At 68.0% G+C, this 23,571-nt stretch carries 19 protein-coding genes; 7 read left to right on the top strand and 12 right to left on the bottom strand.

The window, feature by feature from the left end; all coding sequences use genetic code 11:
* Positions 1-113: 113 nt before the first annotated feature.
* Positions 114-1,724, top strand: coding sequence for a D-alanyl-D-alanine carboxypeptidase family protein (locus RSP45_RS15790; RefSeq protein WP_415392665.1), 1,611 nt, complete (start codon positions 114-116; stop codon positions 1,722-1,724).
* Positions 1,725-2,733: 1,009 nt separating this feature from the next.
* Here the strand turns inward: RSP45_RS15790 and ccoS are convergent.
* The 8 genes from ccoS to ccoN form a co-directional block, all read right to left on the bottom strand.
* Positions 2,734-2,892, bottom strand: a complete 159-nt coding sequence (ccoS, locus tag RSP45_RS15785; RefSeq protein WP_073064378.1) for a cbb3-type cytochrome oxidase assembly protein CcoS — start codon at positions 2,890-2,892, stop codon at positions 2,734-2,736.
* Positions 2,892-5,075 (bottom strand): heavy metal translocating P-type ATPase, encoded by a 2,184-nt coding sequence (locus RSP45_RS15780; protein WP_415392664.1) that lies wholly within the window; start codon positions 5,073-5,075, stop codon positions 2,892-2,894. Before RSP45_RS15780 ends, ccoS begins: the two co-directional genes overlap by 1 nt.
* Complete coding sequence (locus RSP45_RS15775) at positions 5,072-5,539, bottom strand: FixH family protein (RefSeq protein WP_415392663.1); 468 nt, start codon at positions 5,537-5,539, stop codon at positions 5,072-5,074. The genes RSP45_RS15780 and RSP45_RS15775 overlap by 4 nt, the downstream gene beginning before the upstream one ends.
* Positions 5,540-7,000, bottom strand: a complete 1,461-nt coding sequence (gene ccoG, locus RSP45_RS15770; protein WP_415392662.1) for a cytochrome c oxidase accessory protein CcoG — start codon at positions 6,998-7,000, stop codon at positions 5,540-5,542.
* A 289-nt stretch (positions 7,001-7,289) separates the two neighbouring features.
* Positions 7,290-8,147 carry a cytochrome-c oxidase, cbb3-type subunit III gene (gene ccoP, locus RSP45_RS15765; protein ID WP_234952017.1) on the bottom strand — a complete coding sequence of 286 codons (858 nt, stop codon included), beginning with the start codon at positions 8,145-8,147 and terminating at the stop codon, positions 7,290-7,292.
* 254 nt (positions 8,148-8,401) lie between these two features.
* Positions 8,402-8,605 (bottom strand): CcoQ/FixQ family Cbb3-type cytochrome c oxidase assembly chaperone, encoded by a 204-nt coding sequence (locus RSP45_RS15760; protein ID WP_073064366.1) that lies wholly within the window; start codon positions 8,603-8,605, stop codon positions 8,402-8,404.
* A gap of 13 nt (positions 8,606-8,618) precedes the next feature.
* On the bottom strand, positions 8,619-9,344 hold the full coding sequence (ccoO, locus tag RSP45_RS15755; RefSeq protein ID WP_415392661.1) for a cytochrome-c oxidase, cbb3-type subunit II: 726 nt from the start codon (positions 9,342-9,344) through the stop codon (positions 8,619-8,621).
* Between the two features lie 15 nt (positions 9,345-9,359).
* Complete coding sequence (ccoN, locus tag RSP45_RS15750) at positions 9,360-10,976, bottom strand: cytochrome-c oxidase, cbb3-type subunit I (protein WP_073064359.1); 1,617 nt, start codon at positions 10,974-10,976, stop codon at positions 9,360-9,362.
* A gap of 188 nt (positions 10,977-11,164) precedes the next feature.
* Between ccoN and RSP45_RS15745 the strand changes: the two genes are divergently transcribed.
* Positions 11,165-12,004 carry a universal stress protein gene (locus tag RSP45_RS15745; protein WP_415392660.1) on the top strand — a complete coding sequence of 280 codons (840 nt, stop codon included), beginning with the start codon at positions 11,165-11,167 and terminating at the stop codon, positions 12,002-12,004.
* A 207-nt stretch (positions 12,005-12,211) separates the two neighbouring features.
* On the opposite strand, the gene fnrL is transcribed toward RSP45_RS15745, so the two are convergent.
* A complete protein-coding gene (gene fnrL / locus RSP45_RS15740; RefSeq protein WP_073064353.1) occupies positions 12,212-12,934 on the bottom strand; it encodes a transcriptional regulator FnrL in 723 nt (240 codons plus the stop codon).
* Positions 12,935-13,012: 78 nt separating this feature from the next.
* Here fnrL and hemN point away from each other — a divergent pair, with 78 nt between their 5' ends.
* The gene (hemN, locus tag RSP45_RS15735) at positions 13,013-14,368 is read left to right on the top strand and encodes an oxygen-independent coproporphyrinogen III oxidase (protein ID WP_415392659.1); all 1,356 of its coding nucleotides are present in this window, start codon (positions 13,013-13,015) and stop codon (positions 14,366-14,368) included.
* A 172-nt stretch (positions 14,369-14,540) separates the two neighbouring features.
* Here the strand turns inward: hemN and RSP45_RS15730 are convergent, their stop codons facing one another.
* Entirely contained in the window at positions 14,541-15,359 is an 819-nt protein-coding gene (locus RSP45_RS15730) for a sulfotransferase family protein (RefSeq protein ID WP_415392658.1), read from the bottom strand.
* Between the two features lie 159 nt (positions 15,360-15,518).
* Here RSP45_RS15730 and RSP45_RS15725 point away from each other — a divergent pair, with 159 nt between their 5' ends.
* Positions 15,519-17,096 carry a DUF5928 domain-containing protein gene (locus RSP45_RS15725; protein ID WP_415392657.1) on the top strand — a complete coding sequence of 526 codons (1,578 nt, stop codon included), beginning with the start codon at positions 15,519-15,521 and terminating at the stop codon, positions 17,094-17,096.
* A 12-nt stretch (positions 17,097-17,108) separates the two neighbouring features.
* Positions 17,109-17,483 carry an HIT domain-containing protein gene (locus RSP45_RS15720; RefSeq protein WP_415392656.1) on the top strand — a complete coding sequence of 125 codons (375 nt, stop codon included), beginning with the start codon at positions 17,109-17,111 and terminating at the stop codon, positions 17,481-17,483.
* A gap of 8 nt (positions 17,484-17,491) precedes the next feature.
* Here RSP45_RS15720 and RSP45_RS15715 read toward each other — a convergent pair whose 3' ends face one another.
* A complete protein-coding gene (locus RSP45_RS15715; protein ID WP_415392655.1) occupies positions 17,492-18,469 on the bottom strand; it encodes an ABC transporter ATP-binding protein in 978 nt (325 codons plus the stop codon).
* 144 nt (positions 18,470-18,613) lie between these two features.
* On the opposite strand from RSP45_RS15715, the gene RSP45_RS15710 reads away from it, so the two are divergent.
* Complete coding sequence (locus tag RSP45_RS15710) at positions 18,614-18,829, top strand: zinc-finger domain-containing protein (protein WP_415394091.1); 216 nt, start codon at positions 18,614-18,616, stop codon at positions 18,827-18,829.
* A gap of 177 nt (positions 18,830-19,006) precedes the next feature.
* Here RSP45_RS15710 and polA read toward each other — a convergent pair whose 3' ends face one another.
* The gene (gene polA, locus RSP45_RS15705) at positions 19,007-21,811 is read right to left on the bottom strand and encodes a DNA polymerase I (RefSeq protein WP_415392654.1); all 2,805 of its coding nucleotides are present in this window, start codon (positions 21,809-21,811) and stop codon (positions 19,007-19,009) included.
* Between the two features lie 327 nt (positions 21,812-22,138).
* Here polA and fumC point away from each other — a divergent pair, with 327 nt between their 5' ends.
* Positions 22,139-23,533 (top strand): class II fumarate hydratase, encoded by a 1,395-nt coding sequence (fumC, locus tag RSP45_RS15700; protein WP_415392653.1) that lies wholly within the window; start codon positions 22,139-22,141, stop codon positions 23,531-23,533.
* Positions 23,534-23,571: the final 38 nt, after the last annotated feature.

Below are 23,571 nucleotides of genomic sequence, written 5' to 3'. Positions count from 1 at the left end.
GGTTGAAAAACTGGCGATTGCGTGGTTCCCGGGCGCAATTCGCCGTGCTATTGTCGATTTATAAACGAATGGCGTGCGACAAGAACACGCCCACAGGCAGAGAGAGCAGGACAGTGCAGATTCTCTATCGGACCCTCATCGCGGGGTGGATCGCCCTTATCGGCGCGCTCGTGCCGCTGACGGCGTCCTCGGCGCCCTTTGCGGCCTTTGTCATGGACGGGCGGACCGGCAAGGAAATCTATTCGCAGAACGCCAATGCCCGGCTGCACCCGGCCTCGCTGACCAAGATGATGACGCTCTACATGGCCTTCACGGCCATCGAGCGGGGGCAGGTGCGGCTGGACAGCCGCTTCACCGTCACCCCGCATGCCGCGGGGCAGCCGCCCTCGCGGCTGGGGCTGCGCGCCGGCCAGCAGATCGAGCTGCGCTACCTGATTCGGGCCGCGGCGGTGAAATCGGCCAATGACGCCGCCACCGCGATCGGCGAGGGGCTGGCCGGTTCCGAAAAGCGTTTCGGCCAGCAGATGACCGCCATGGCGCGGGCGCTGGGGATGAACAACAGCAACTTCCTGAACGCCAACGGGCTGACGCAGCAGGGGCATTATTCCTCGGCCCGCGACATGACCCTGCTGGGGCGGCGGCTGTTCTATGATTTCCCGCAGTATTACTCGATCTTCTCGCGCCGCTCGGCCGACGCCGGGATCGCCACCGTGTCCAGCACCAACAAGCGCTTCCTGGACAACTATTCCGGCGCCGACGGGATCAAGACCGGCTACACCCGCGCGGCGGGGTTCAACCTGACCGCCTCGGCGCAGCGCGGCTCCAAGCGGATCATCGCCACGGTGATGGGCGGCCAGTCCACCGCCCAGCGCAACGAGATCATGGCCCAGCTGCTCGACACCGGTTTCGGGAAGGCCCCGACCAAGGTGCGCGAGGAACGCCCCGATCCGCCCGCCTATATCGCCGAACGCAAGCGCAGCGTGCAGATGGCGCGCAGCGCGCCGCCGGTGCCCTCGCCGGTGGCGGCGCGGCAGGTCCGCGGCTCGACCGTGCCGCTGGAACCCCCGGCGCAGCGCCAGGCCGAGGCCGCACCGGCCCGCAACGTCAGCTCGGCCCGCCCGTTGCGCCGCCCGGGCAGCGCCGTGGCGCTGGCCGCGGCCCCTGCAGCCGAGCCCGCCACCGAGCCTGCACCCGCGCCGACCACGGCGGCGGTACGGCTGGCCATGGTCGGATCCGCCCGCCCGGTCCCGGCGCCGCGCGCCGTCGCTGTCGCATCGGCGTCCGCTGCCGCCCCGGCCGCGCAGGCCAAGGCACCGCGCACCCCCGGCTCGACCTTCGCCGCCGAACCGGCAAGCGGGCGCGCCGCGCTGCTGGCCTCATCGAAGCCGGTGCCCAAGTCCGACACGGTGATCCTGGCTGCGCTCGAGGAAGAGGGCGACCGCTCGGAGCCCGAGGCGACCGAGATCGTCTCGCGCCCCGTCACCAAGGGCCGCGGCAACTACGGCATCACCCTGGGCCGCTACAAGACCAAGGCCGAGGCCGAGCAGCTGCTGCTGCGCATCGCGCTGCAGGAAAGCGCGGTGCTGAGCAACGCCGTCCGCCGCGTCGGCGACACCCCCCGCGGCTGGGAGGCCAATTTCTCGGGCCTGACCCGCGACGCCGCACAACTGGCCTGCGACAAGCTCGCCGCCACCGCCCAGCGCTGCACGGTGCTGGGGAACTAGGCGCGCTGGGGCAGCTCCGACGGGCACGTCCTTTGCGGCAAGACACCCAAAACCCCGCGCGACGCGCGGGGTTTTCTTTTGGGCGGCACCGCGCGCAACCCCGGCCGGTTGGGCAAGCTGCCCTGGTCATGGAGAGAGTATCCCACCGTATCTTTTGGACGCATGAGCCCATGTCGGTCGGGACGAAATCATGCTACATCAGCGTTCCCGCGCCACGGCATGTCTTCGCCAACCGCCAACCGCCAACCGCCAACCGGCCGCTCGCACGCTCCCATGCGCGTGGTCCACGTCTCCGCCCAGATGAACTGCGCCCTGCCAGCCTCAATAAAGCACCCAACTGCTATTTCAGGGACCGCCAAAGCACCGCGCTCACCAGTGCACCGCTGGACGAAAACATGCGAACTGGACAGGGCGCGAGAAGTGCTGCTGCTGGCAAAACTTCGGGACCTTTGTCCCTGCGGCAATCGGGGTGGATACGGGGCGAACGCCGTGGACGCTGCAGCCTGGCTTCCAGGGCGGAAAATCTGCAGTTCCGTCAACGCTGCTCAAGCGCACGCGCCGAGGCTTTCAGAGGCTGCGGAACTCTCGGCTGCAACTCCACGGGGCTCGCGAATCGAGAAATAGCCGCGTCTCCTTGCGGCAACCCGGGGGTACGGCACGAATGTCGTGCAGCCACATTTTCCCGGTCGGGGCACCCGGCAGTCCAGTCACCGCTGCTCGGGCGGCGCGTGCGAGGTCAAGCCCGCTCCTGCTCCATCGCTTCGCTCACCACGCAAGCGGCCAGCAAAGCTGCCCTGCTCGTTTTCAGTAACGGCCGCCTCCGCTGCGCATGGAGAATATCGTCGCCGCCGGGCGGCCGTCGGCACGCCTCGGGTGCAGTGTCAGAGCCTGTTAAGCCAATTCCGACAGTCATCTGCCGGTCCGCACCAACGACAATCCGAGTCCACGGATCCCTGACAAGCCCGCCGTGCAGCCCCTATGCCAGCCCCTCGGACCGCACCCTCGCCCCTCACGGCTTCGGCCGGTCGTCCCATTCGTCGCTGAGGATGCGTTCGGCGTCGCCCTTGGGGTCGTCGTACTGGCGGTTGCGCAGCGCCCAGAGGAAGGCCAGCAGCCCCAGCGCCCCCAGCAGCAGCGATACCGGGATCAGGAAGGCCAGCACCTCCATCAGCGCAGCCTCAGCGCGTTCAGCGTCACGCAGATCGAGCTCGCGGACATCGCCAGCGCCGCGATCAGGGGCGTGGCGAAGCCGGCGATGGCGATCGGCACCGCCAGGATGTTGTAGCTGACCGAGATGCCGAAATTCTCGCGGATGCGGCGGACCGAGGCGCGCGCGACGCCGACCGCCTCGGCCACCGGCGCGAGGTTCGAGCCGACCAGCACCATGTCCGAGGCCACCCGCGCCGCATCCAGCGCAGTCGCCGGAGAGATCGAGGCATGGGCCGCGCTCAGCGCCGCGGTATCGTTCAGCCCGTCGCCGACCATCAGCACCCGGCGCCCCTCGGCCCCCAGCGCGGCCACCACGGCCGCCTTGTCCTGCGGCAGCACATCGGCGCGCCATTCGGCAATCCCCAGCCGCGCGGCGGTATCGGCGACCGCGCCGGCGCCGTCGCCCGACAGGATCAGCACCCGCAGCCCCAGCGCCTGCAGCCTTGCCACGGCCGCCTCGGCCCCCGGGCGCAGGCTGTCGGTAAAGTCGATGCGCTGCACCCGCTCGCCGATGCGCAACCAACTGGCGGCGCCTGGGGCGTCGCCCTCGGCCCCGATCCAGTCGGCGCGGCCCAGCCGCACCAGTTGTCCCTGCCAGCGCCCTTCGATGCCGTGGCCCGGCACTTCGCGCAGTTCGTCCAGCGCGGCGGGGGCGGTGTCCGCCAGCGTCTCGGCCAGCGCCCGCGACAGCGGGTGGCCGGAACCCGCGGCCAGCGACAGCGCCACCGCGCGCGGCTCACCGGCCAGCGCGTCGGGGTTGTTCACCCGCGGGGTGCCCATGGTCAGCGTGCCGGTCTTGTCGAACACCACCGTGTCGACCTCGGCCAGACGCTCCAGCGCGGTGCCGTCCTTGATCAGCAGCCCGGCGCGGAACAGCCGCCCAGAGGCCGCGGTGATCACCGCCGGCACCGCCAGTCCCAGCGCGCAGGGGCAGGTGATGATCAGCACCGCCGCGGCGACGTTCAACGCCACCCGCGCGTCGCGCGTCGCCCACAGCCAGCCCAGAAAGCTGAGCAGCGCCACCGTATGCACCACCGGCGCATAGAAGCGGCTGGCGCGGTCGGCCAGCGAGGTGTAATGCCCGCGCGCCGATTCCGCCGCCGCAACCAGCGCGGTCAGCCGCGCAAGCGAGCTGTCCTGCCCCGCCGCCGTCACCCGCAGGGTCAGGGGGCCGGTCAGGTTCACCTCTCCCGCGGACAGCGGCTGCCCCGGATGCGCCGCCACCGGCACCGATTCCCCGGTCAGCAGCGAGCGGTCGATTTCCGACGCCCCCGCCGTCACCACCCCGTCCGCGGGGATGCGCCCGCCGGGCCGCACCAGGATCAGATCGCCCGGGCGCAGCTCGGCCACCGGCACGGCTTCCTCGGCCCCGTCGGTCAGGCGGATCGCCCGCGGCACCTCGAGCGCGGTCAGCTCTTCGGCGGCGGACCGCGCCACCGCGCGGGTGCGATAGTCCAGATAGCGCCCGATCAGCAGGAAAAAGCACAGCATCGCGGCGGCGTCGAAATAGGCGTGGCGCCCGCCGTGGAAGGTTTCATAGACCGAGATCGCGCTGGCCAGGATCAGCGCCAGCGAGATCGGCACGTCCATCCCCAGCCGCCGCGCCCGCAGCGCCCGCCAGGCGCTGGAAAAGAACGGCTGGCCGGCAAAGGCCACGGTGGGCAGCGCGATGGCGCCGGAGATCCAGTGGAACAGGTCGCGGGTGTTGGCATCGGCTCCCGACCACACCGCCACCGACAGGATCATGATGTTCATCATCGCAAAGCCGGACACCCCGATCCGCATCAGCAGATCGCGGCCGTGGCGGTCGGCGGCGGTGGCCGACAGCGCGCCGGGGTCGAGCTCATGCGCCTCGTAGCCGATGCGGTCAAGCACCGGGATCAGATCGGGCGCGGTCAGCCCCTCGGCGTCGACGATGACCCGGCGCAGGGTCAGGTTCACCCGCGCGTCGCGCACCCCCGGCACCGCCCGCAGCGCGCGCTCGACATCCGAGATGCAGGCGGCGCAATGGGCGGTGGGCAGCGACAGCACGATGTCGCCGCGCGCCGGCCCCGTCTGCGCCAGCCGCCCGGCCAGAGGCGCTGCATCGCAGGCCGGGCAGGCGCTGAAGCGGCTTTCGAAATCCTGGGTGGCGTCGGTCATCCCTTCACCCGGCTGCCCGAGAAATGGTCGATGCGCTGGCGGAACGGAGTGCCGTCCCAAGCCTCAGCCGTCAGGTGGATGATCCAGTTGCCCGGGGCCAGCGTCAGCGGGGCGCGGAACATCCCGTTTTCATAGCTGAACTGCGGGGTCTGGTCGTCGCGCACATGGGTGGGGCGGCCGATGCTGGCGGTCAGGTTGCGGACCCGGGCCGGGTTGCCCTGCGCGTCGCGGATCATCAGCGTCAGCTCGGTCCCGTCATAGTCGGGGGTGACGGTCCAGCCCAGCGATTCCTGCGCCGCCCGCTCGGCATCGAACACCTGCGAGGCGACGTAGCTGTTCGGGGTTTCCAGCCCCGGGAAGGTGCTGACCGCTTTGAAGGCCATCAGCAGGTTCACCGCGATGATGACGCCAAAGGCGCCCAGGGTGATCGCCAGCACATGCCGGCCGGTCAGTTCGCGTGCCATCTATCGCCCCCTTCCCTGGAACACGGTTTCCACCGCGGCGCGGCGGCCGGACACCACATCCTCGATCCACAGGATCAGCCCGGCCTGCGCGCCGTCCGCCAGCGCCGAGCCCGGCCCGGCGGTCAGGTAGACGCGCTGTTCGTAGGTGGCGTCCTGCGCCACGGTCACGGCGTCGCCGCCGCCTTCCAGCGTCAGCTCAAGCCCGTCCAGCGCCGCGCCCGCGGCATCGCTGACCCCCACGGCAAAGGTCTTTTCCTCGCCCTGCTTGTTGCGCAGCCGCAGTTCGTAGGTGTTGCGGATCGAGCCGTCGGACATGGTGACATACAGCGGGTTGCGGATCGGGGTGACGTTCAGATCATAGGGCGAACGCAGGAAAAGCGCCACGATCAACCCGACGCCGATCGCCGACCACAGGCCGAAATACAGCAGCGTGCGCGGGCGCAGCACGTGGCGCCACAGCGATTCGCCCTCTTGCCCGGTCTTTTCGGCGCTTTCGTCCTTGAGCGCCATATAGTCGATCAGCCCGCGCGGCTTGCCGATGCGCGCCATCACGTCGTCGCAGGCGTCGATGCACAGCGCGCAGGTAATGCATTCCAGTTGCTGGCCGTCGCGGATGTCGATGCCCATCGGGCAGACGTGGACGCAGGCCAGGCAGTCGATGCAGTCGCCCTTGAGCGCGGTGGGGCTGTCGGATTTCGTGGCCTCGCCCTTGGCGATCTTGCCGCGCGGCTCGCCCCGCCATTCGCGATAGGCGACGGTCAGCGTGTCCTCGTCCATCATCGCGCCCTGGATGCGCGGCCAGGGACAGGCGTAGATGCAGATCTGCTCGCGCGCGAAACCGCCAAAGAAAAAGGTGGTCGCGGTCATGATCGCGATGGTGGAATAGGCGATTGGATGGGCGTTGCCGGTGACCAGATTGCCCAGCAGCGTCGGCGCATCGGCGAAATAGAACACCCAGGCGCCGCCGGTCAGCAGCCCGATCAGCAGCCACACCACCCATTTGGTGACCCGCAGCCGCGCCTTGCGCGCGTCCCAGCGCTGTTCGTACAGGCGGATGCGGGCGTTGCGGTCGCCCTCGATCCAGCGCTCGACCAGGATGTACAGGTCGGTCCAGACGGTCTGCGGGCAGGCATAGCCGCACCACACCCGCCCCAGCGCCGAGGTGAACAGGAACAGCCCCAGCCCGGCCATGATCAGCAGCCCGGCGACGAAATAGAACTCGTGCGGCCAGATCTCGATCCAGAAGAAGAAGAAACGGCGGTTGGCCAGGTCCACCAGCACCGCCTGGTCGGGCAGGCCGGGGCCGCGGTCCCAGCGGATCCAGGGGGTGATGTAGTAGATGCCCAGCGTCACCGCCATCAGCATCCATTTGAGGCTTCGGAACTTTCCCTTCACCCGGCGCGGAAAGATGGGTTCGCGCGCCGCATAGAGGCGTGGGGGTTCCTGCTCGACTGTGGACATCCGTCGCTCCGTTGCCGCAGGGCACGGTGGCGGACCCTGCAAATGCGGGCTTGACTTACATCAAGCAACCGATGGCCCGTCATATATGGGACAGGGCCGGAAGCTTTTAGGGGCGTTTTGTCGCAGCCTCCGCCAAGGCCGGGCAGAACGCGATCCGGGCGCGGCCGTGGGGCGCGCGCCCGGGAAGTCCGGTGGTCCGCCGGCCAGCCGCTGCGGCGACCGGCCCGGCTGCGCGGTCACGCAATCGGGGCCGGCGCGCGGGTGCGGGCCGGCGGCCGGGGGGCGGCGATCACTCGCCGCCGCCCAACCCGTGCACATAGGTCGCGACCGCGCGGATGTGGCTTTCCGACAGGCGGCCCGCCCAGGCCGGCATCACGCCGAAGGGGCCGTCGTGGATGATCCGGCGGATCGTGGCCTCGTCGGCCTGCCCGTTGACGTTGTACAGCCAGACCGCATCGGTCAGGTCGGGCGCGCCCTGCATCCGGTCGCCGGTGCCGTCCTCGGCGTGGCAGGCGATGCACTGTTCTTCAAAGACCACGGCGCCGGCCTCGGCCGCGGCCTGGTCGTGCGGCTGGCCCGACAGCGACAGCACGAATTGCGTCACCTCGTCGATCTGCTGGTCCTCCAGCAGCCCGTCCACGCCGAAGCGCGGCATTTCCGAATAGCGGGTGTCGCCGTCGTCGGGGCTGCGGATGCCGTGCATCACCGTCAGGTGGATGTCCTCGATCGAACCGCCCCACAGCCAGTCGTTGTCCAGCAGGCTGGGATAGCCCGGGTTGCCGCCCGCGCCCGAGCCGTGGCACTGCGCGCAATAGGTGCGGAACACCGCGGCGCCGGCGTTGTTGGCGTAGTTGAGCAGATCGGGATCGCCCTGGATCTCGGTCAGGTCCACCGCCGCCAGCCGGGTCTCGATCGGGGCGTTCGCCTCGTCGAAGCGCTGGATCTCGCGCGCAACCTCGTCGCGCGGGGTGGTGCCCAGGAAGCCCTGGGTGGTGCCCTTCAGCAGCGGCACCGCCGGGAAGGCCAGCGCATAGGCCAGCGCCCAGGCGATCGTCACGTAGAAGGTCCACAGCCACCAGCGCGGCAGCGGGTTGTCGTATTCCTCGATCCCGTCCCAGCTGTGGCCGGTGGACTGGACCTCGACCACCTTCTTGCCGACCCGGCGGGTGACCTTGCGGCGCGGCTCGCGTTCCGCGCGCGGCTTCACCCCCACGATATTCTCGGGGACGTTGCGCAGGATCTGCTCGGCGTTTTCCGCGTCGGCGGCCTGCCGCTCCAGCGAGATCCGGTTTTCCGGGTTCGCCGGGCTGGTGTGCGGATCGTCGGCGCTGACCCCCAGGTTTTCGGCCACCTGGCGGTCAAGCGGGGTCGGCGTCGGGTTTTCGTCTTTCGGATCGGCCATCAGTCGACCTCCTTGCGGTCCTCCGCTTCCCTGTCCTCAGGGGCGGGTTTCGTCTCGTTGCGGAAGATGCTCTCGGCGGCGTCCTTTTGCAGCCGGCGCGCGCCGGGGCGCCAGACGAACAGGATCACCCCGACGAACACCAGTGTCAGCACCAGCAGCACCCAGCTGTCGGCGAGCTGGCGCAGAAACGTATAGCGGTCCATGCTCCTGCCCGCGTCAGCGATGCTGGTCGGGCTGGAAGGTCGAGAAATCGACCATCGTCCCCAGGACCTGCAGATAGGCGATCAGCGCATCCATCTCGGTCACGCCCGGCTGGCGGTCAAAGTTGCGCTGCTGCGCCCCCGGATACCGCTCTTCCAGACCCGAGCCGTCCGCGTCGGGATCGGCCTGCGCCACGAAGTCGGCGCGCGCCTCGGCCAGCATCTCGTCGCTGTAGGGCACGCCGACGCGGCGATCGGCGACCAGCCGGTCCTCGATGTACTTGGCGTCGATCGGCCGGTTCAGCAGGAAGCCGTAGCCGGGCATGATCGATTCCGGCACCACCGACTGCGGATTGACCAGGTGGTCGATGTGCCATTCGTCCGAATAGCGGCCGCCAACCCGGGCCAGGTCCGGCCCGGTGCGTTTGGAACCCCACTGGAACGGGTGGTCGTACATCGACTCGGCCGCGAGGCTGTAATGGCCATAGCGCTCGACCTCGTCCCGCATCGGGCGAATCATCTGGCTGTGGCAGGTATAGCAGCCCTCGCGGACATAGATGTCGCGCCCGGTCAGTTCGAGCGGCGTATAGGGACGCATCCCCTCGACCTTCTCGATGGTGTTTTCCAGGTAGAACAGCGGCGCGATCTGCACGATGCCGCCGATGGTGACGACCAGGAACGAGAACACCAGCAGCAGGGTGGCGTTCTTTTCGATGATCTTGTGGTGATCAAGAAGGGCCATGAACTTTGCCTTTTCTTATTCGGCCGGCACGGCGACGCGATCCGACGCGACGCGCGGCTGGCGGGCAACCGTGGCCCAGAGGTTCCAGCACATGATGATGCCGCCGGTCAGGTAGAACACCCCGCCCAGGGTCCGCACCACCAGCATCGGGTATTTGGCGACCACCGTGTCGGCGAAGGCGTTGACCAGGAAGCCCTGGGTGTCGACCTCGCGCCACATCAGCCCCTCCATGATGCCCGACACCCACATGGACGAGGCGTAGAGCACCAGCCCGATGGTGGCGAGCCAGAAGTGCCAGCTGACCAGCGACAGCGAATACAGACGCTCACGCCCCCACAGACGCGGCACCAGGTAGTAGAGCGCGCCAAAGGTGATCATGCCGTTCCAGCCCAGCGCGCCGGAATGGACGTGGCCGATGGTCCAGTCGGTATAGTGCGACAGCGAGTTCACGGCCTTGATCGACATCATCGGCCCCTCGAACGTCGCCATGCCGTAGAAGCCGACGGCGACGACCATCATGCGGATGATCGGGTCGGTGCGCAGCTTGTCCCAGGCGCCCGACAGCGTCATCAGCCCGTTGATCATGCCGCCCCAGCTGGGCATCCACAGCATGATCGAGAACACCATCCCCAGCGTCGCGGCCCAGGCCGGCAGCGCGGTGTAGTGCAGGTGGTGGGGGCCGGCCCAGATATACATGAAGATCAGCGCCCAGAAGTGGATGATCGACAGCTTGTAGCTGTAGACCGGACGCTCAGCCTGTTTCGGGATGAAGTAATACATCATCCCCAGGAAGCCCGCGGTCAGGAAGAAGCCGACGGCGTTGTGGCCGTACCACCACTGCGTCATGGCGTCCTGCACGCCCGAGAACAGCTGCACCGACTTGGACCCGAACACGGACACCGGAATCGCAAGGTTGTTGACGACGTGCAGCATCGCGATGGTCACGATGAAGGACAGGTAGAACCAGTTGGCGACGTAGATATGGGGTTCGCGCCGCTTCATGATGGTGCCGACGAACACCGCCAGGTAGGTCACCCAGACCGCGGTCAGCAGCCAGTCGGCGTACCATTCCGGCTCGGCGTATTCCTTGGAATGGGTGGCGCCCAGCACATAGCCGCTGGCGGCCAGCACGATGAACAGGTTGTAGCCCCAGAACACGAACCACGCCGCGTTGCCGCCCCACAGCCGCGTGGCCGAGGTGCGCTGCACCACATAGAACGAGGTCGCGATCAGCGCGTTGCCGCCAAAGGCGAAGATCACCGCCGAGGTGTGCAGCGGGCGCAGCCGGCCGAAGTTGGTGTAGCCGGCGGTCCATTCGGACAGGTTCAGCACCGGCCAGGCCTGCTGGGCGGCGATGACGACGCCGACGAGGAAGCCCACGACCGCCCATCCGGCGGTGGCGATCACCCCCGCACGGATCACGCCGTCCATGTATTCCGATCCGGCATTCGCCAGCGCGCGCTGGCGGATCGGGTCGTCCATGGTCCGCATGGTCCACAGGAACGCCGTGCCTGCGGCCAGCATCACAATCAGCGCGCTTACCATAAATGCCAGATCGCGCGCGTAATTGGCCGCGATCGCGGCAAAGACCGCAATCGCGCCCAGCACGATCAGCTTCAAGCTATCCCACATCGTGTCGGTATCCTTCGTGTCGAAACGGCCCGGCGACTCGTCCGCTGACGATCCGCCAGGCCGTCGTGCCCGTGTGCTCTATGGACGGAAACTTGACCAATCCTTGATCTAGGTCAATCAAAGGGGGGCAAACTGCGGCTTAAGGTCGCCCCCGCGGGCAAGTTGTCCCGCCAATATGGAGCAGCGCAATGGGCTACAAGACCATCCTTACCGTCATCACCCAGACCGGCCAGATCGCGCAGCTCGAATCCGCCATGGCGCTGGCCCGGCGCGAGGATGCGCATCTCGAGGTGTTCGCGCTGGGGGTCGACCGCACCCAGACCGGATATTACTACGCCGGCGCCTCGGCCTATGTGTTCCAGGAGGCCGTCGACCGCGCCATGGCCACCGCCGAGGCGATCGAGGCCGAGATGCGCGAGCAGCTCTCGCACGAGGATATCCGCTGGTCGCTGGACAGCGCGGTCGCCCAGATCGGCGGGCTGTCGTCGCTGGTGGCGATGCGGGCGCGCTATGTCGATCTGGTGGTGCAGACCCAGCCCTACGGCCCCGATGCCGCCCCCGACGCCGAAGCGGTGGTCGAGGCGGCGCTGTTCGAGGGCGGCGCCCCGGCGCTGATCATGCCGCGCGGGGCAGAGCTGGGAACCACGGTGGGCAAGCGGGTGCTGATCGGCTGGAACCAGTCCGACGAGGCGCTGCACGCCGTCCGCCGCGCCATGCCGCTGCTCAAGATGGCCGAATCGGTGGAAATCGCGGTGGTGGACCCCTCGCCCCATTCGCCCGAGGGCTCGGACCCCGGCGGGCGCCTGTGCCAGATGCTGACCCGCCACGGGGTCAACGCCAATATCGCGGTGCTGGCCAAGACCCTGCCCACCGTCACCGAAGTGCTGAACCGCCGCGCGATCGAGACCGGCGCCGACATGATGGTGATCGGCGCCTACAGCAAGTCGCGGCTGCGCGAGGCGATCCTGGGCGGCGTGACAAGGCGGATGCTGGAACATGCCACGCTGCCGGTGCTGATGGCGCGCTGAGCGCTTAAGGGGAGCGGCCGGGCGTCCGGCCCTCCCCGCATCACGGGCCGCGACCCATTACGCCCCCCGAGGGTGAGGTTCAGATCGGCAGGCCGCCGTCGGAGCTGATGGCGCGCTGAGCGCAGTCACGCGCCGATCGCGCAAAGGGGGGTGACCGGGCATCCGGCCGCAGCACGGGCCCGTCCCCATCGCAGCCTTCTGGAGGAGTCAGATCGGCAGGCCGCCGTCGGAATCGTCGCCGCTTTCGGTGACCAGCCGGTTGAAATCGGGCACCGCCACCTGCCGCTTGCCGACCAGCCGGATCACCCCGTCCCGCTTCAGCGCCGAGATCTGGCGGCTGACGGTTTCCAGCGTCAGGCCAAGGTAGTCGGCCATCGCCTCGCGGGTCAGCGGCAGCTCGATCTCGATCCCGTTTTCCGGCTCGGCCTGCATCAGGGCGGCATGGCGGCGCGCCAGGATCACCAGGAACGAGGCGATCTTTTCGCGCGCCGACTTGCGGCCCAGCAGCAGCAGCCATTCGCGCGCCGCATCCAGGTCGTCCAGCGTCATGTCCAGCAGCCGCCCCGAGATCCGCGGGTTCGAGCGCAGCAGATCCTCGAAGGGCTTACGGCGGAAACAGCACAACAGCAGGTCCGACAGCGCGGTCACGTCATAGGCCGACACCGCCCGTCCCGGCCGGCCCAGGAAGTCCGACGGCAGCAGCAGCCCGACCATCTGGGTGCGCCCGTCCTCCATCGTCTGCGACAGACCGGCCACGCCGGTGACGACCGAGGCCACGAACTCCATCCGCTCGCCTGCCAGCGCCACGGTCTGGCCGGCCTGATAGCGGCGATAGTATTTGGTGGCGTCGAGACGGTCGAGATCCCCCGCCTCGCAGGTGGCACAGACCGCGCGGTAACGGATCGGGCAATCCGCACAGGGAACCTGCATCGGGTGGCAGGTTTCAGGGGTGATGCTCTTGACCTGTGTCAATGCCGTGTCCAGTTAAGCCGGGCAATGAATAGCGCCATGGAACAGGAATCGCAACTGACCCGCCTGGGGTTGTTCGACGCGCGCGTGCCGCGTTACACGTCCTATCCGACCGCGCCGCATTTCAAACCCACGGTAGGCGCTGCCGATTTCACCCGCTGGGTGCAGGAGATCCCGGCCGGGGCGGCGATCTCGCTGTACATGCATGTGCCGTTCTGCCGCAGGCTGTGCTGGTTCTGCGCCTGCCGCACCCAGGGCACCCAGTCGGATGCGCCGGTGCGCGCCTATGCCGACGTGCTGCTGCAGGAACTCGATCTGCTCAAGGCCAGGCTCGCCCCCGGGGTCAGGCTGTCGCGGCTGCACTGGGGCGGCGGCACGCCGACGCTGATGCCGCCCGACATGATGCGCCGCGTGGCCGGCGCGGTGTTCGACGCGTTCCCGCTGGCCGAGGGGGCCGAGTTCTCGGTCGAGATCGACCCCAACGAGATTGACGAGGCCCGCATGGACGCGCTGGCCGAGGCCGGGCTGACCCGCGCCTCGATCGGGGTGCAGGACTTCGACCCCGAGATCCAGAAGACCATCGGCCGCGAACAGAGCTTCGAGATCACCGCGCAGGCGATCCGCATGATCCGCGACCGCGGCATCGCCAGCCTGAACACCGACATCCTCTATGGGCTGCCCCACCAGACCCCGCAGAAGATCGCCGATTCCATCCAGAAGCTGATGGCGCTGTCGCCCGACCGCATCGCGCTTTACGGCTATGCGCATGTGCCGTGGATGGCCAAGCGGCAGGTGATGATTCCCGACGATACCCTGCCCGACGCGCAGGCGCGGCTGCGGCTGTTCGAGGTCGCCCGCGACCTGCTGGTCGCCGACGGCTATGACGAGATCGGCATCGACCATTTTGCCCGCCCCGGCGACGGGCTGGCGGTGGCGCAGCGCGCCGGGCTGCTGCGCCGCAACTTCCAGGGCTACACCGACGACCTGGCACAGGCGCTGGTGGGCATGGGCGCCTCGTCGATCTCGCGCTTTCCGCAAGGCTATGCGCAGAACGCCCCCGCCACCGGCGCCTATACCAAGGCGATCCGCGAGGGGCGGTTCTCGACCACCCGCGGCCATGTGTTCACCGACGAGGACAAGTGGCGCGCCCGGATGATCGAGGCGCTGATGTGCGATTTCCGCATCTCGGCCGAGGAGTTTATCCGCGACCACGGCTTCACCCAGACCGCGCTCGCCGCGCTGTTCGCCCCGGTCAAGGAAGAGTTCGGCGACATGGTGCAGCTGGACGACAGCGGCCTGTCGATCCCCGAACCCGGGCGCCCGCTGACACGGATGATCGCCCGCCGCTTCGACGGCTACGAGATGGAGGCCAAGGGCCACAGCCCCGCCATCTGACCGCTGCCGAGCGGGGGCCAGCCCCCGCGCCCCCGGGATATTTCAGGACAGAAGATGTTTCCGCCGGAGCGGCTTCTTCTGTCCGAAAATATCCTCGGGGGGGAATCGCCGTCAGGCGATGGGGGGCAGACAGCCCCCCTTGCGACGGCGCCACAGCCACCCCGCCCCTGCCCTACCGGCCCAGCTTCGCGTGAACCTCGTCCAGATCGACCTCGCCCTTTGGGAACTTGTTGTCGGGGTCGTCGAAGTCATAGCGGAACAGCTGGAAATCCTTGCGGTAGATTTCCCACATCAGATGCCGCGACAGGTCGTCGAAATATGCGCTGACCTTGTGGGCGCGTTTCGGTCCGTGGCCTTCGGATTCGTTGAACCGCGGCACCTGCGCGACGTCCATGCGGACCGGAGTGCGCGCGGCGTCCAGCACCTTCTGCATCCCCTCGTTGAAGTTTTCCGTAAAGAAGATCTGGTCGTAGCGGCCGCCGTTCACGATGAAGGTGGCGATATGGCCCGACATCGCCGACCAGTGGATGTCCGGCTCCATCGGGCGGCGCCAGCGGATGGTGTCGCGGGCAAACAGCAGGAAACGGCGGAAGCTGCGGATCTGGTCGAAGTCGAACCCGTCCTCGGGGCTGCCAACCTCGACCCCGTAGCGCTGCATCAGCTGCGGCACCAGATTGCCGCGGTAGCGCTTGCCGTTGCGCTGGATGCCGGCGATCTTGTCGAAGAACGACGACAGGATCCGCGCATAGGGGTTGCGCACGCAGGTGAAAGCGACCGGGCGGTGGGCCAGCACCGCCGCCTCGATCAGCGGCTGGCTGCGATCCTGGTTCCACTTGTGCAGCCCCTCGGTCGCGTCGTGGATGTCGCCGTCGTAATAGCGGCCGTGGTCGGAATGGAACATGATCTGCCCGATGGTCGAGCAGGCGCATTTGGGCACCACCCGATAGGCCATGCTCTCGCTTTCGGTCATCCAGGTTCCGGGAAACCCCATGGCTCGCATCCTCGTAAAACTCGTAAGATATTGGTGCGTCTTGTTCGTGCCCATAAAATCGTTATGCACGCAAGGCAACTCGCCACCGGCGGATCGCCCGTAACGGGGGCGCACACACGCGGCCCGGCGGGCCGGAAACACCGCACGGGGTAGCTGCGCATGGCCCGCATCGCCTTCATCCTGCTATGCCACAAGGACCCGGTGGGGGTCATCGCCCAGGCCAGGCGGCTGACCGAATCCGGGGATTTCGTCGCCATCCATTTCGACGGCCGCGCCGATGCGGCGGATTACGCGCAGATTCGCGCCGGGCTTGCCGGCAACCCGGCGGTCGCCTTTGCGGCGCGGCGGGTGCGCTGCGGCTGGGGTGAATGGTCGCTGGTCGCCGCCACGCTGGAGGCCGTGCGCACCGCCGTCGCGGCGTTTCCGCAGGCCTCGCATTTCTACATGCTGTCCGGCGACTGCATGCCGATCAAATCCGCGGCCTATGCGCATGAGTTCCTGGACGCCCACGACCTCGATTTCATCGAAAGCTTCGATTTCTTCGACAGCGACTGGATCAAGACCGGCATCAAGGAAGAGCGGCTGATCTATCGCCACTGGTTCAACGAACGCACCCGCAAGCGGCTGTTCTATGCCAGCCTCGAGGCGCAGAAGCGGCTGGGGCTGGCGCGGCGGGTGCCCCCCGACATCCAGGTGATGATCGGCTCGCAATGGTGGTGCCTGCGCCGGCAGACGGTCGAGACCCTGCTGGCCTTCTGCGACCAGCGGCGCGACGTGATGCGGTTCTTTGCCACCACCTGGATCCCGGACGAGACCTTCTTTCAGACCATCGTCGCCCATGTGGTGCCGCGCCGGGAAATCCGCTCGCGCACGCTGACCTTCCTGATGTTCACCGACTACGGGATGCCGGTGACCTTCTACAACGACCACTACGACCTGCTGCTGGGGCAGGATTATCTGTTCGCCCGCAAGATCAGCCCCGACGCGATCGAGCTGCGCAAGCGGCTGGGGGCGCTGTGGCAGGCCAGCGACGCGCAGTTCCCGATCACCAACGAGGCCGCCGGGCTCTATCGCTTCCTGGCCGGGCGCGGCCGCATCGGCCGCCGCTTCGGCCAGCGCTTCTGGGAGGCGGACGGATCGCTGGGCCGCGGGCGGCGGCTGATCCTGATCGTGGCCAAGAAATGGCATATCGCCAAGCGGCTGACCGCGGCGATCCGCCGCCACACCGACATCCCGGCCGTGGATTACCTGTTCAACGAGCTGGAGGCGCATCTGCCCGACATGGGCGGGATCGAGACGACGCTGGCCAAGCGCGAACGCCACCGCCGCGCGCTGGTCAAGATGCTGTTCGTCCAGTTCGAAAGCCCCTGCGTGGCGCTGTGCCTCGACCCCTCGGCACTGGGGCTGATCCAGGATTTCCTGGACGACAAGGCCGAAACGCGGGTGCTGCTGATCGATTCGGATTTCGACGACGACTATGTGCGCGGCCATATCGGCCGGGTCGGGCTGGCCGGGCAGCACAGCGCCCCCGAGCAGGTCAACCGGCTGATTCCCGCCGTCCGCGCCGATCTGGAACATGAAGGCGAGCGCATCCGCGACCTGGAGATCGAGGGGTTCCAGGTGATCTCGCCGGCGCTTGGAACCAATGCCAACGCCGCGGCGCTGGCAAGGCTGCTGGACCTCGACCCCGATACGGCGCTAGCCCTTGCCGGCACCGATCATCTGTTCGACGACTGAAGGAGCCCGTCCATGGCCTATGACGACAGCAACATCTTTGCCCGCATCCTGCGCGGCGAAATCCCCAACGACACGGTGGCCGAAAACGAACACGCGCTGGCCTTCCGCGACATCCGCCCGCAGGCGCCGGTGCATGTGCTGGTGATCCCCAAGGGCGCCTATGTCAGCTACGACGATTTCGCCGCCAATGCCTCGGACGCGGAGATCGTCGGCTTTCACCGGCTGGTGGCGCAGGTCGCAAGGTCCGAGGGGCTGCTGCTGGCCGAGGGCAGCGCCGGGTTCCGCGCCATCACCAACGCCGGCGATGACGGCGTGCAGGAGGTGCCGCATTTCCACCTGCACCTGCTGGGCGGCCGCCCGCTGGGCCGGATGCTGGCGCCGCAATAAGGCGCGGCTCAGCCCCGGGTCAGTTCAAGGAACACGTCCTGCAGATCGGGCTGCTCGGTCGAGACATCGACCATCGGCACCCCGGCCCCGCGCAGCGCATCGACGATCTGCGCGGCCTGGGTGCGGCCGGTGTTCCAGTTCAGCGCCAGTTGCCCGTCGGGGCGGCGCTCGGCGGTGACGCCCTCGGGCAGCGGCGGCAATTCGCCGCGCCAGTCGCCGGGATCGACCAGCAGCGTTTTCGAGCCCATCCGCGCCAGCAGCTGGCCGGTGGGCTCCTGCACGATCCTGGCGCCGTGGTTGATGATGGCGATCTCGTCGCACATCTCCTCGGCCTCTTCCAGGTAATGGGTGGTCAGGATCACCGTCATCCCCTGCGCGTTCAGGCGGCGCACGTTGGTCCACAGCATCTCGCGCAGCCCGATGTCGACGCCGGCGGTGGGTTCATCCAGCACCAGGATGCGCGGGCGGTGGACCAGCGCCTTGGCCAGCAGCAGCCGCCGCTTCATCCCGCCCGACAGCTGCCTTGTATAGCTTTCCGCCTGCGCGGTCAGCCCGACGAGTTCAAGGATCTCGTCCGTCCAGCGGTCGGCCTTGGGGACCGCGTAGAGCCCGGCCTGCACCTCGAGACTGGCGCGCGGGGTCAGGAACGGGTCGATGTTCAGTTCCTGCGGCATCACCCCGATGGCGGCGCGGGACTGGCGGGGGTTCACGTCCTGGTCGAAACCCCAGATCTCGACCTTGCCGGCGGTCTTGTTGACCAGCCCGGCCAGGATGTTGATCAGCGTCGATTTCCCGGCCCCGTTCGGCCCCAGCAGCCCGAAGATCGAGCCGCGGGGGATCACCAGATCGACGCCCTTCAGCGCCTCTTTCGGGGGGCTGGCGCCGTCGGCGGCATAGACCTTGCGCAGCCCGCTCAGGCGGATCGCCGCATCGGGCAGGGCGGCGGCTTGCGGCTGGATCGGGGCGGGGTGCGGAATGGGGGACATCGGATAGCCTTTCGCGGCCCGGGGCCGCGGCTGCGGCGCATCTTGCGGCAGCGGGCCGGGGCTGGGTAGTATGGCCCCGTTAAACCGGTCCCGCCCCGCCAGCACAAGAGAGCCCAGATGCAGCACGCGATCTCTGAAACCCCGATGTCCACCAACCAGGACCCCGAGGCGGCGGTCCTGCCCGCCCCCGAGACCGAGACCGTGACCAGCTGGAAGGTCGCCTGCTCGGGCAACGAGGCGCTGGGGCTGGGCCATCCGCGGGTGTGGCTGCGCATCGCGCCGGAAACCGGCTTTGTCGATTGCGGCTATTGCGACAAGCGCTTCGTGATCGACGCCGAACACGCGCACGAGGATCACTGATCCCCCCCGCTCCCACGGGCCGCTTCTTCCTTGCTCAAATATCCCGGGGTGCGGGGTAGCGCCCCGCTTGCGGCGCGATCTGCTGATGCGGCGCGGCCGGACTGGGGCGCTGCCCCAGACCCCGGGATATTTAGGCACCAAAGACCACGCCACCGGGCGAGAGTGCGGCGCGCCTGATCAATGCGCCTCGGCCCAGTTGCGCCCTGAACCCGCGTCGACGACCAGCGGCACGCTGAGATGCACGACCGGGTCGGCGGCGCTGGCCATCACCTGGCGCGCGGCGGCGATCAGCGGCTCGACCGCAGCCTCGTCCGCCTCGAACACCAGCTCGTCGTGGACCTGCAGCAGCATCCGCGCGGCAATCCCTTCGATCGCTTCGGGCATCCGGATCATGGCGCGGCGGATGATGTCGGCAGCGGTGCCCTGGATCGGCGCGTTGATCGCCGCGCGGCGCGCACCCGCCGCGGCGGGGCCCGAGGACGAGATCCCCGGCGTATGGATGCGCCGCCCGAACAGCGTGCGCACGAAGCCCTGCGCCTTGGCCTCGGCGGTGGTGCGGTCCATATAGGCGCGGATTTCCGGGAAGCGCTGGAAATACATGTCGATGAAGGCCTGCGCCTCGGCCCGCGGGATGCGCAGGTTGCGCGCCAGCCCATAGCCCGAGATCCCGTAGATCACGCCGAAGTTGATCGCCTTGGCCTGCCGCCGGATCATCGGGTCCATGCCCTCGACCGGCACCCCGAACATCTGGCTGGCGGTCATCGCATGGATGTCGATGCCGTCGGCGAATGCTTGTTTCAGCGCCGGGATATCGGCGATATGGGCGAGAATCCGTAGTTCGATCTGGCTGTAGTCGAGGCTGACCAGCCGCTTGCCCTCGGGTGCCAGGAACGCCTCGCGGATGCGGCGGCCCTCTTCGGTGCGCACCGGGATGTTCTGCAGGTTCGGGTCGGTCGAGGCCAGCCGCCCGGTCGCCGCGCCCGCGATGGAATAGCAGGTGTGCACCCGCCCGGTGTCCGGGTTGACGAAGGTCGGCAGCGCATCGGTATAGGTCGATTTCAGCTTGGCCAGCGCCCGCCAGTCGAGGATGCGGGCGGGCAGCTCGTGCCCCTCGGCCGCCAGGTCCTCGAGCACGTCGGCGCTGGTCGACAGCGCCCCCGACTTGCCGGCCTTGGTGCCGGTCAGCCCCATCTGGCCGAACAGGATCTCCCCCAGCTGCTTGGGCGAGCCGAGATTGAACTTGCCCCCCGCAAGCCCATGCGCCTCTTCCTCCAAGGCCGCCATCTTCTGCGCGAAGGCGCCGGACATCCGCGACAGATGCTGGCTGTCGATCTGGACGCCGGCCATTTCCATCCCGGCCAGCACCTCGATCATCGGCCGCTCCATCGTCTCGTAGACGGTGGTGACCTGCGCCGCCGGCAGTTGCGGGCGGAAATGCTGCCACAGCCGCCAGGTGATCTCGGCATCCTCGGCGCCGTAGCGGGTGGCGGCGTCGATGGGCACCTGCGCAAAGGTGATCTGGCTCTTGCCCGACCCGATCAGCCCCTTGATCGGCTGGCAGCGGTGGCCGACATAGGTTTCCGCCAGCTCGTCCAGCCCGTGGTTGTGCAGGCCCGAGTTCAGCACATAGCTCATCAGCATGGTGTCATCAACCGGCGCCATGCGGATGCCCAGCCGGGCGAGGATCTTCCAGTCGTATTTGGCATTATGCAGGATCTTGAGCACCGCCGGATCCTCCAGCACCGGCTTGAGCATCGCCAGCGCCTGATCCATCGGGATCTGCCCCGCCGCCTGCGCGCCGTTGCCGAACAGATCGGCGGTGCCCTCGACATGGCCCAGCGGCAGATAGGCGGCCTTGCCGACGTCGGTGCAGAAGGAAATCCCCACCAGATCGGCGCGCATCTCGTCCAGCCCGGTGGTCTCGGTGTCGACGGCGACCATGCCGCGCTCGGCGATCGCGTCCAACCAGCGCTGCAGCGCGGCGGTGTCGCGGATCGTCTCATAGGCGTCGCAATCAACCGGCGGGAACTGCGGGGCGGCGGGGGCCGCGGCCTCGGGCGGGGGGACCACCAGCTCGGGCGCGGTCGTCCCGAAACGCTCGGCCACGCGCTTGGTCAGGCTGCGGAACTCCATCCGGTTGAGGAACTCCATCAGCACCTCGGGGTCCGGGTCCTTGACCTCGAGCGTGGCCATGGCAAAGTCGATCGGCGTCTCGCAGTCCAGCTGCACCAGCCGCTTCGAGACGCGGATCTGTTCGGCATGGTCGATCAGGGTCTGGCGCCGCTTGGGCTGCCTGATCTCTGCCGCGCGGTCGAGCAGCGATTCGAGGTCGCCGTATTCGTTGATCAGCAGGGCGGCGGTCTTGATGCCGATGCCCGGCGCCCCCGGCACGTTGTCGGTGGGGTCGCCCGCCAGCGCCTGCACATCGGACACAAGCTCGGGCCAGACGCCGAACTTCTCGAACACCTCGTCGCGGCCGATGGGCTTGCCCTTGATCGGGTCCAGCATCTCGACCCCCTCGCCCACCAGCTGCATCAGGTCCTTGTCCGAGCTGATGATGGTGACGCGCCCGCCCAGCTCGCGCGCCTGGCAGGCCAGGGTGGCGATGATGTCGTCGGCCTCGAAGTCGCGGATCTCGATCGAGGGCAGGTTGAAGGCGATGGTCGCCTCGCGCGTCAGGGGAAACTGCGGGCGCAGCTCTTCGGGGGGTTCGGGGCGGTTGGCCTTGTAGTCGGGGAAAATCTCGTTGCGGAAGGTTTTCGAGGAATGGTCGAAGATCACCGCCACATGCGTCGGCGCATCCGGCCCCTTGGCGTCGTTGATGTATTTCCAGATCATGTTGCAGAAACCGGCCACCGCCCCGATGGGCAGCCCGTCGGATTTCCGCGTCAGCGGCGGCAGCGCGTGAAAGGCGCGGAAGATGAAGGCCGAGCCGTCGATCAGATGCAGGTGGCTGCCCTTGCCGAAGCCTTCGTCGTTCATCGCCCGTTCCCCTTGTTCGCCGTTGCGCCATCTTCTGCCACGCCGCGGGCACTGGCGCAAACGGCCCCCGCAGCGCCCCGCCTGCCCGCGCCGCGCCACCTGCCCCGCCGCATGGGTATTTGAGCCAGAAAGAAGCCCGCAGCCCAAGGCACCATGGACTTCTTTCTGGTCCAAATACCCATGCGACCGCGACGCAGGCCCAAGGCTGCATGGCGGGGCGCGGCGGCGCGGCGGGCAGCGGTATGCCACCGCATACCGATTGATCCCCCAGCGCTTTCGGCCTATGACGCCCGCGTTATCAGCCCATCGCTGCCAAAGGATCAGCCCATGACCGACACCCGCACCGAAACCGACAGCTTCGGCCCGCTGGAAGTTCCGTCCGACCGCTATTGGGGCGCGCAGACGCAGCGGTCCCTGGGCAATTTCAAGATCGGCTGGGAAAAGCAGCCCACCGCCATCGTCCGCGCGCTTGGCGTGGTGAAACAGGCGGCGGCGCAGGTCAACATGGCGACCGGCAAGCTGGACCCCGCCATCGGGGGCGCGATGGTCGAGGCCGCGGGCGAGGTGATCGCGGGTAAGCTCGACGATCATTTCCCGCTGGTGGTCTGGCAGACCGGCTCGGGCACCCAGTCGAACATGAACGCCAACGAAGTGATCTCGAACCGCGCCATCGAGATCCTGGGCGGCGAGATGGGCTCGAAAAAGCCGGTCCATCCGAACGATCACGTCAACATGGGGCAGTCCTCGAACGACACCTTCCCGACCGCGATGCATGTCGCCATCGGCATGGTCGCCCGCGACGTGCTGCTGCCGGGGCTGGAGCATCTGGCGGCGGCGCTCGAGGCCAAGCGCGACGAGTTCAAGGACATCATCAAGATCGGCCGCACCCATACCCAGGACGCCACCCCCCTGACCCTGGGGCAGGAGTTTTCCGGCTATGCCCATCAGGTCCGCATGGGGATCGAGCGGGTCAAGCTGTGCTTGCCGCAGATCTACGAGCTCGCGCAGGGCGGCACCGCCGTCGGCACCGGGCTGAACACGAAAAAGGGCTGGGACACCGCCATCGCGGCGGAAATCGCCAAGATCACCGGCCTGCCCTTCGTCACCGCGCCGAACAAGTTCGAGGCGCTGGCCGCCCATGACGCGATGGTGTTCTTCCACGGTGCGCTCAAGACCATCGCCGGCTCGCTGTTCAAGATCGCCAACGACCTGCGCTTCCTGGGGTCGGGGCCGCGTTCGGGTCTGGGCGAGCTGATCCTGCCGGAAAATGAGCCGGGGTCGTCGATCATGCCGGGCAAGGTGAACCCGACCCAGGCCGAGGCGCTGACCATGGTCTGCGCCCATGTCATGGGCAACGACGCGGCGGTCGGCTTCGCCGGTAGCCAGGGGCATTTCGAGCTGAACGTGTTCAACCCGATGATGTCCTATAACGTCCTGCAATCCATGCAGCTGCTGGGCGACGCCGCCGTCTCCTTCACCGACAACATGGTGGTCGGGACGCAGGCCAACACCGCGCGCATCGAAAGGCTGATGAAGGAAAGCCTGATGCTGGTGACGGCGCTGGCGCCCACCATCGGCTATGACAACGCCACGCTGGTCGCCAAGACCGCCCACAAGAACGGCACCACCCTGCGGGAAGAGGCCGTGGGCCTCGGCCTCGTCACCGAGGACGAATTCGACCGCATCGTGCGTCCCGAACAGATGGTCGGCCCCGAGGACTGATCGTATCCCAATACTTCTGGACAAAACAGGGCAGCAAC

Origin of the sequence: Paracoccus sp. SJTW-4, assembly GCF_047716885.1 — a bacterium.
GTDB lineage: Bacteria > Pseudomonadota > Alphaproteobacteria > Rhodobacterales > Rhodobacteraceae > Paracoccus > Paracoccus solventivorans.
This window is presented reverse-complemented; position numbering and strand designations above follow the sequence as displayed.

Coding starts and splice junctions, on each gene's coding strand:
- ccoS (WP_073064378.1), bottom strand. CDS start 2,892: ATGGAGGTGCTGGCCTTCCTGATCCCGGTATCGCTGCTGCTGGGGGCG.
- RSP45_RS15780 (WP_415392664.1), bottom strand. CDS start 5,075: ATGACCGACGCCACCCAGGATTTCGAAAGCCGCTTCAGCGCCTGCCCG.
- RSP45_RS15775 (WP_415392663.1), bottom strand. CDS start 5,539: ATGGCACGCGAACTGACCGGCCGGCATGTGCTGGCGATCACCCTGGGC.
- ccoG (WP_415392662.1), bottom strand. CDS start 7,000: ATGTCCACAGTCGAGCAGGAACCCCCACGCCTCTATGCGGCGCGCGAA.
- RSP45_RS15760 (WP_073064366.1), bottom strand. CDS start 8,605: ATGGACCGCTATACGTTTCTGCGCCAGCTCGCCGACAGCTGGGTGCTG.
- ccoO (WP_415392661.1), bottom strand. CDS start 9,344: ATGGCCCTTCTTGATCACCACAAGATCATCGAAAAGAACGCCACCCTG.
- ccoN (WP_073064359.1), bottom strand. CDS start 10,976: ATGTGGGATAGCTTGAAGCTGATCGTGCTGGGCGCGATTGCGGTCTTT.
- RSP45_RS15745 (WP_415392660.1), top strand. CDS start 11,165: ATGGGCTACAAGACCATCCTTACCGTCATCACCCAGACCGGCCAGATC.
- fnrL (WP_073064353.1), bottom strand. CDS start 12,934: ATGCAGGTTCCCTGTGCGGATTGCCCGATCCGTTACCGCGCGGTCTGT.
- hemN (WP_415392659.1), top strand. CDS start 13,013: ATGGAACAGGAATCGCAACTGACCCGCCTGGGGTTGTTCGACGCGCGC.
- RSP45_RS15730 (WP_415392658.1), bottom strand. CDS start 15,359: ATGGGGTTTCCCGGAACCTGGATGACCGAAAGCGAGAGCATGGCCTAT.
- RSP45_RS15725 (WP_415392657.1), top strand. CDS start 15,519: ATGGCCCGCATCGCCTTCATCCTGCTATGCCACAAGGACCCGGTGGGG.
- RSP45_RS15720 (WP_415392656.1), top strand. CDS start 17,109: ATGGCCTATGACGACAGCAACATCTTTGCCCGCATCCTGCGCGGCGAA.
- RSP45_RS15715 (WP_415392655.1), bottom strand. CDS start 18,469: ATGTCCCCCATTCCGCACCCCGCCCCGATCCAGCCGCAAGCCGCCGCC.
- RSP45_RS15710 (WP_415394091.1), top strand. CDS start 18,614: ATGTCCACCAACCAGGACCCCGAGGCGGCGGTCCTGCCCGCCCCCGAG.
- polA (WP_415392654.1), bottom strand. CDS start 21,811: ATGAACGACGAAGGCTTCGGCAAGGGCAGCCACCTGCATCTGATCGAC.
- fumC (WP_415392653.1), top strand. CDS start 22,139: ATGACCGACACCCGCACCGAAACCGACAGCTTCGGCCCGCTGGAAGTT.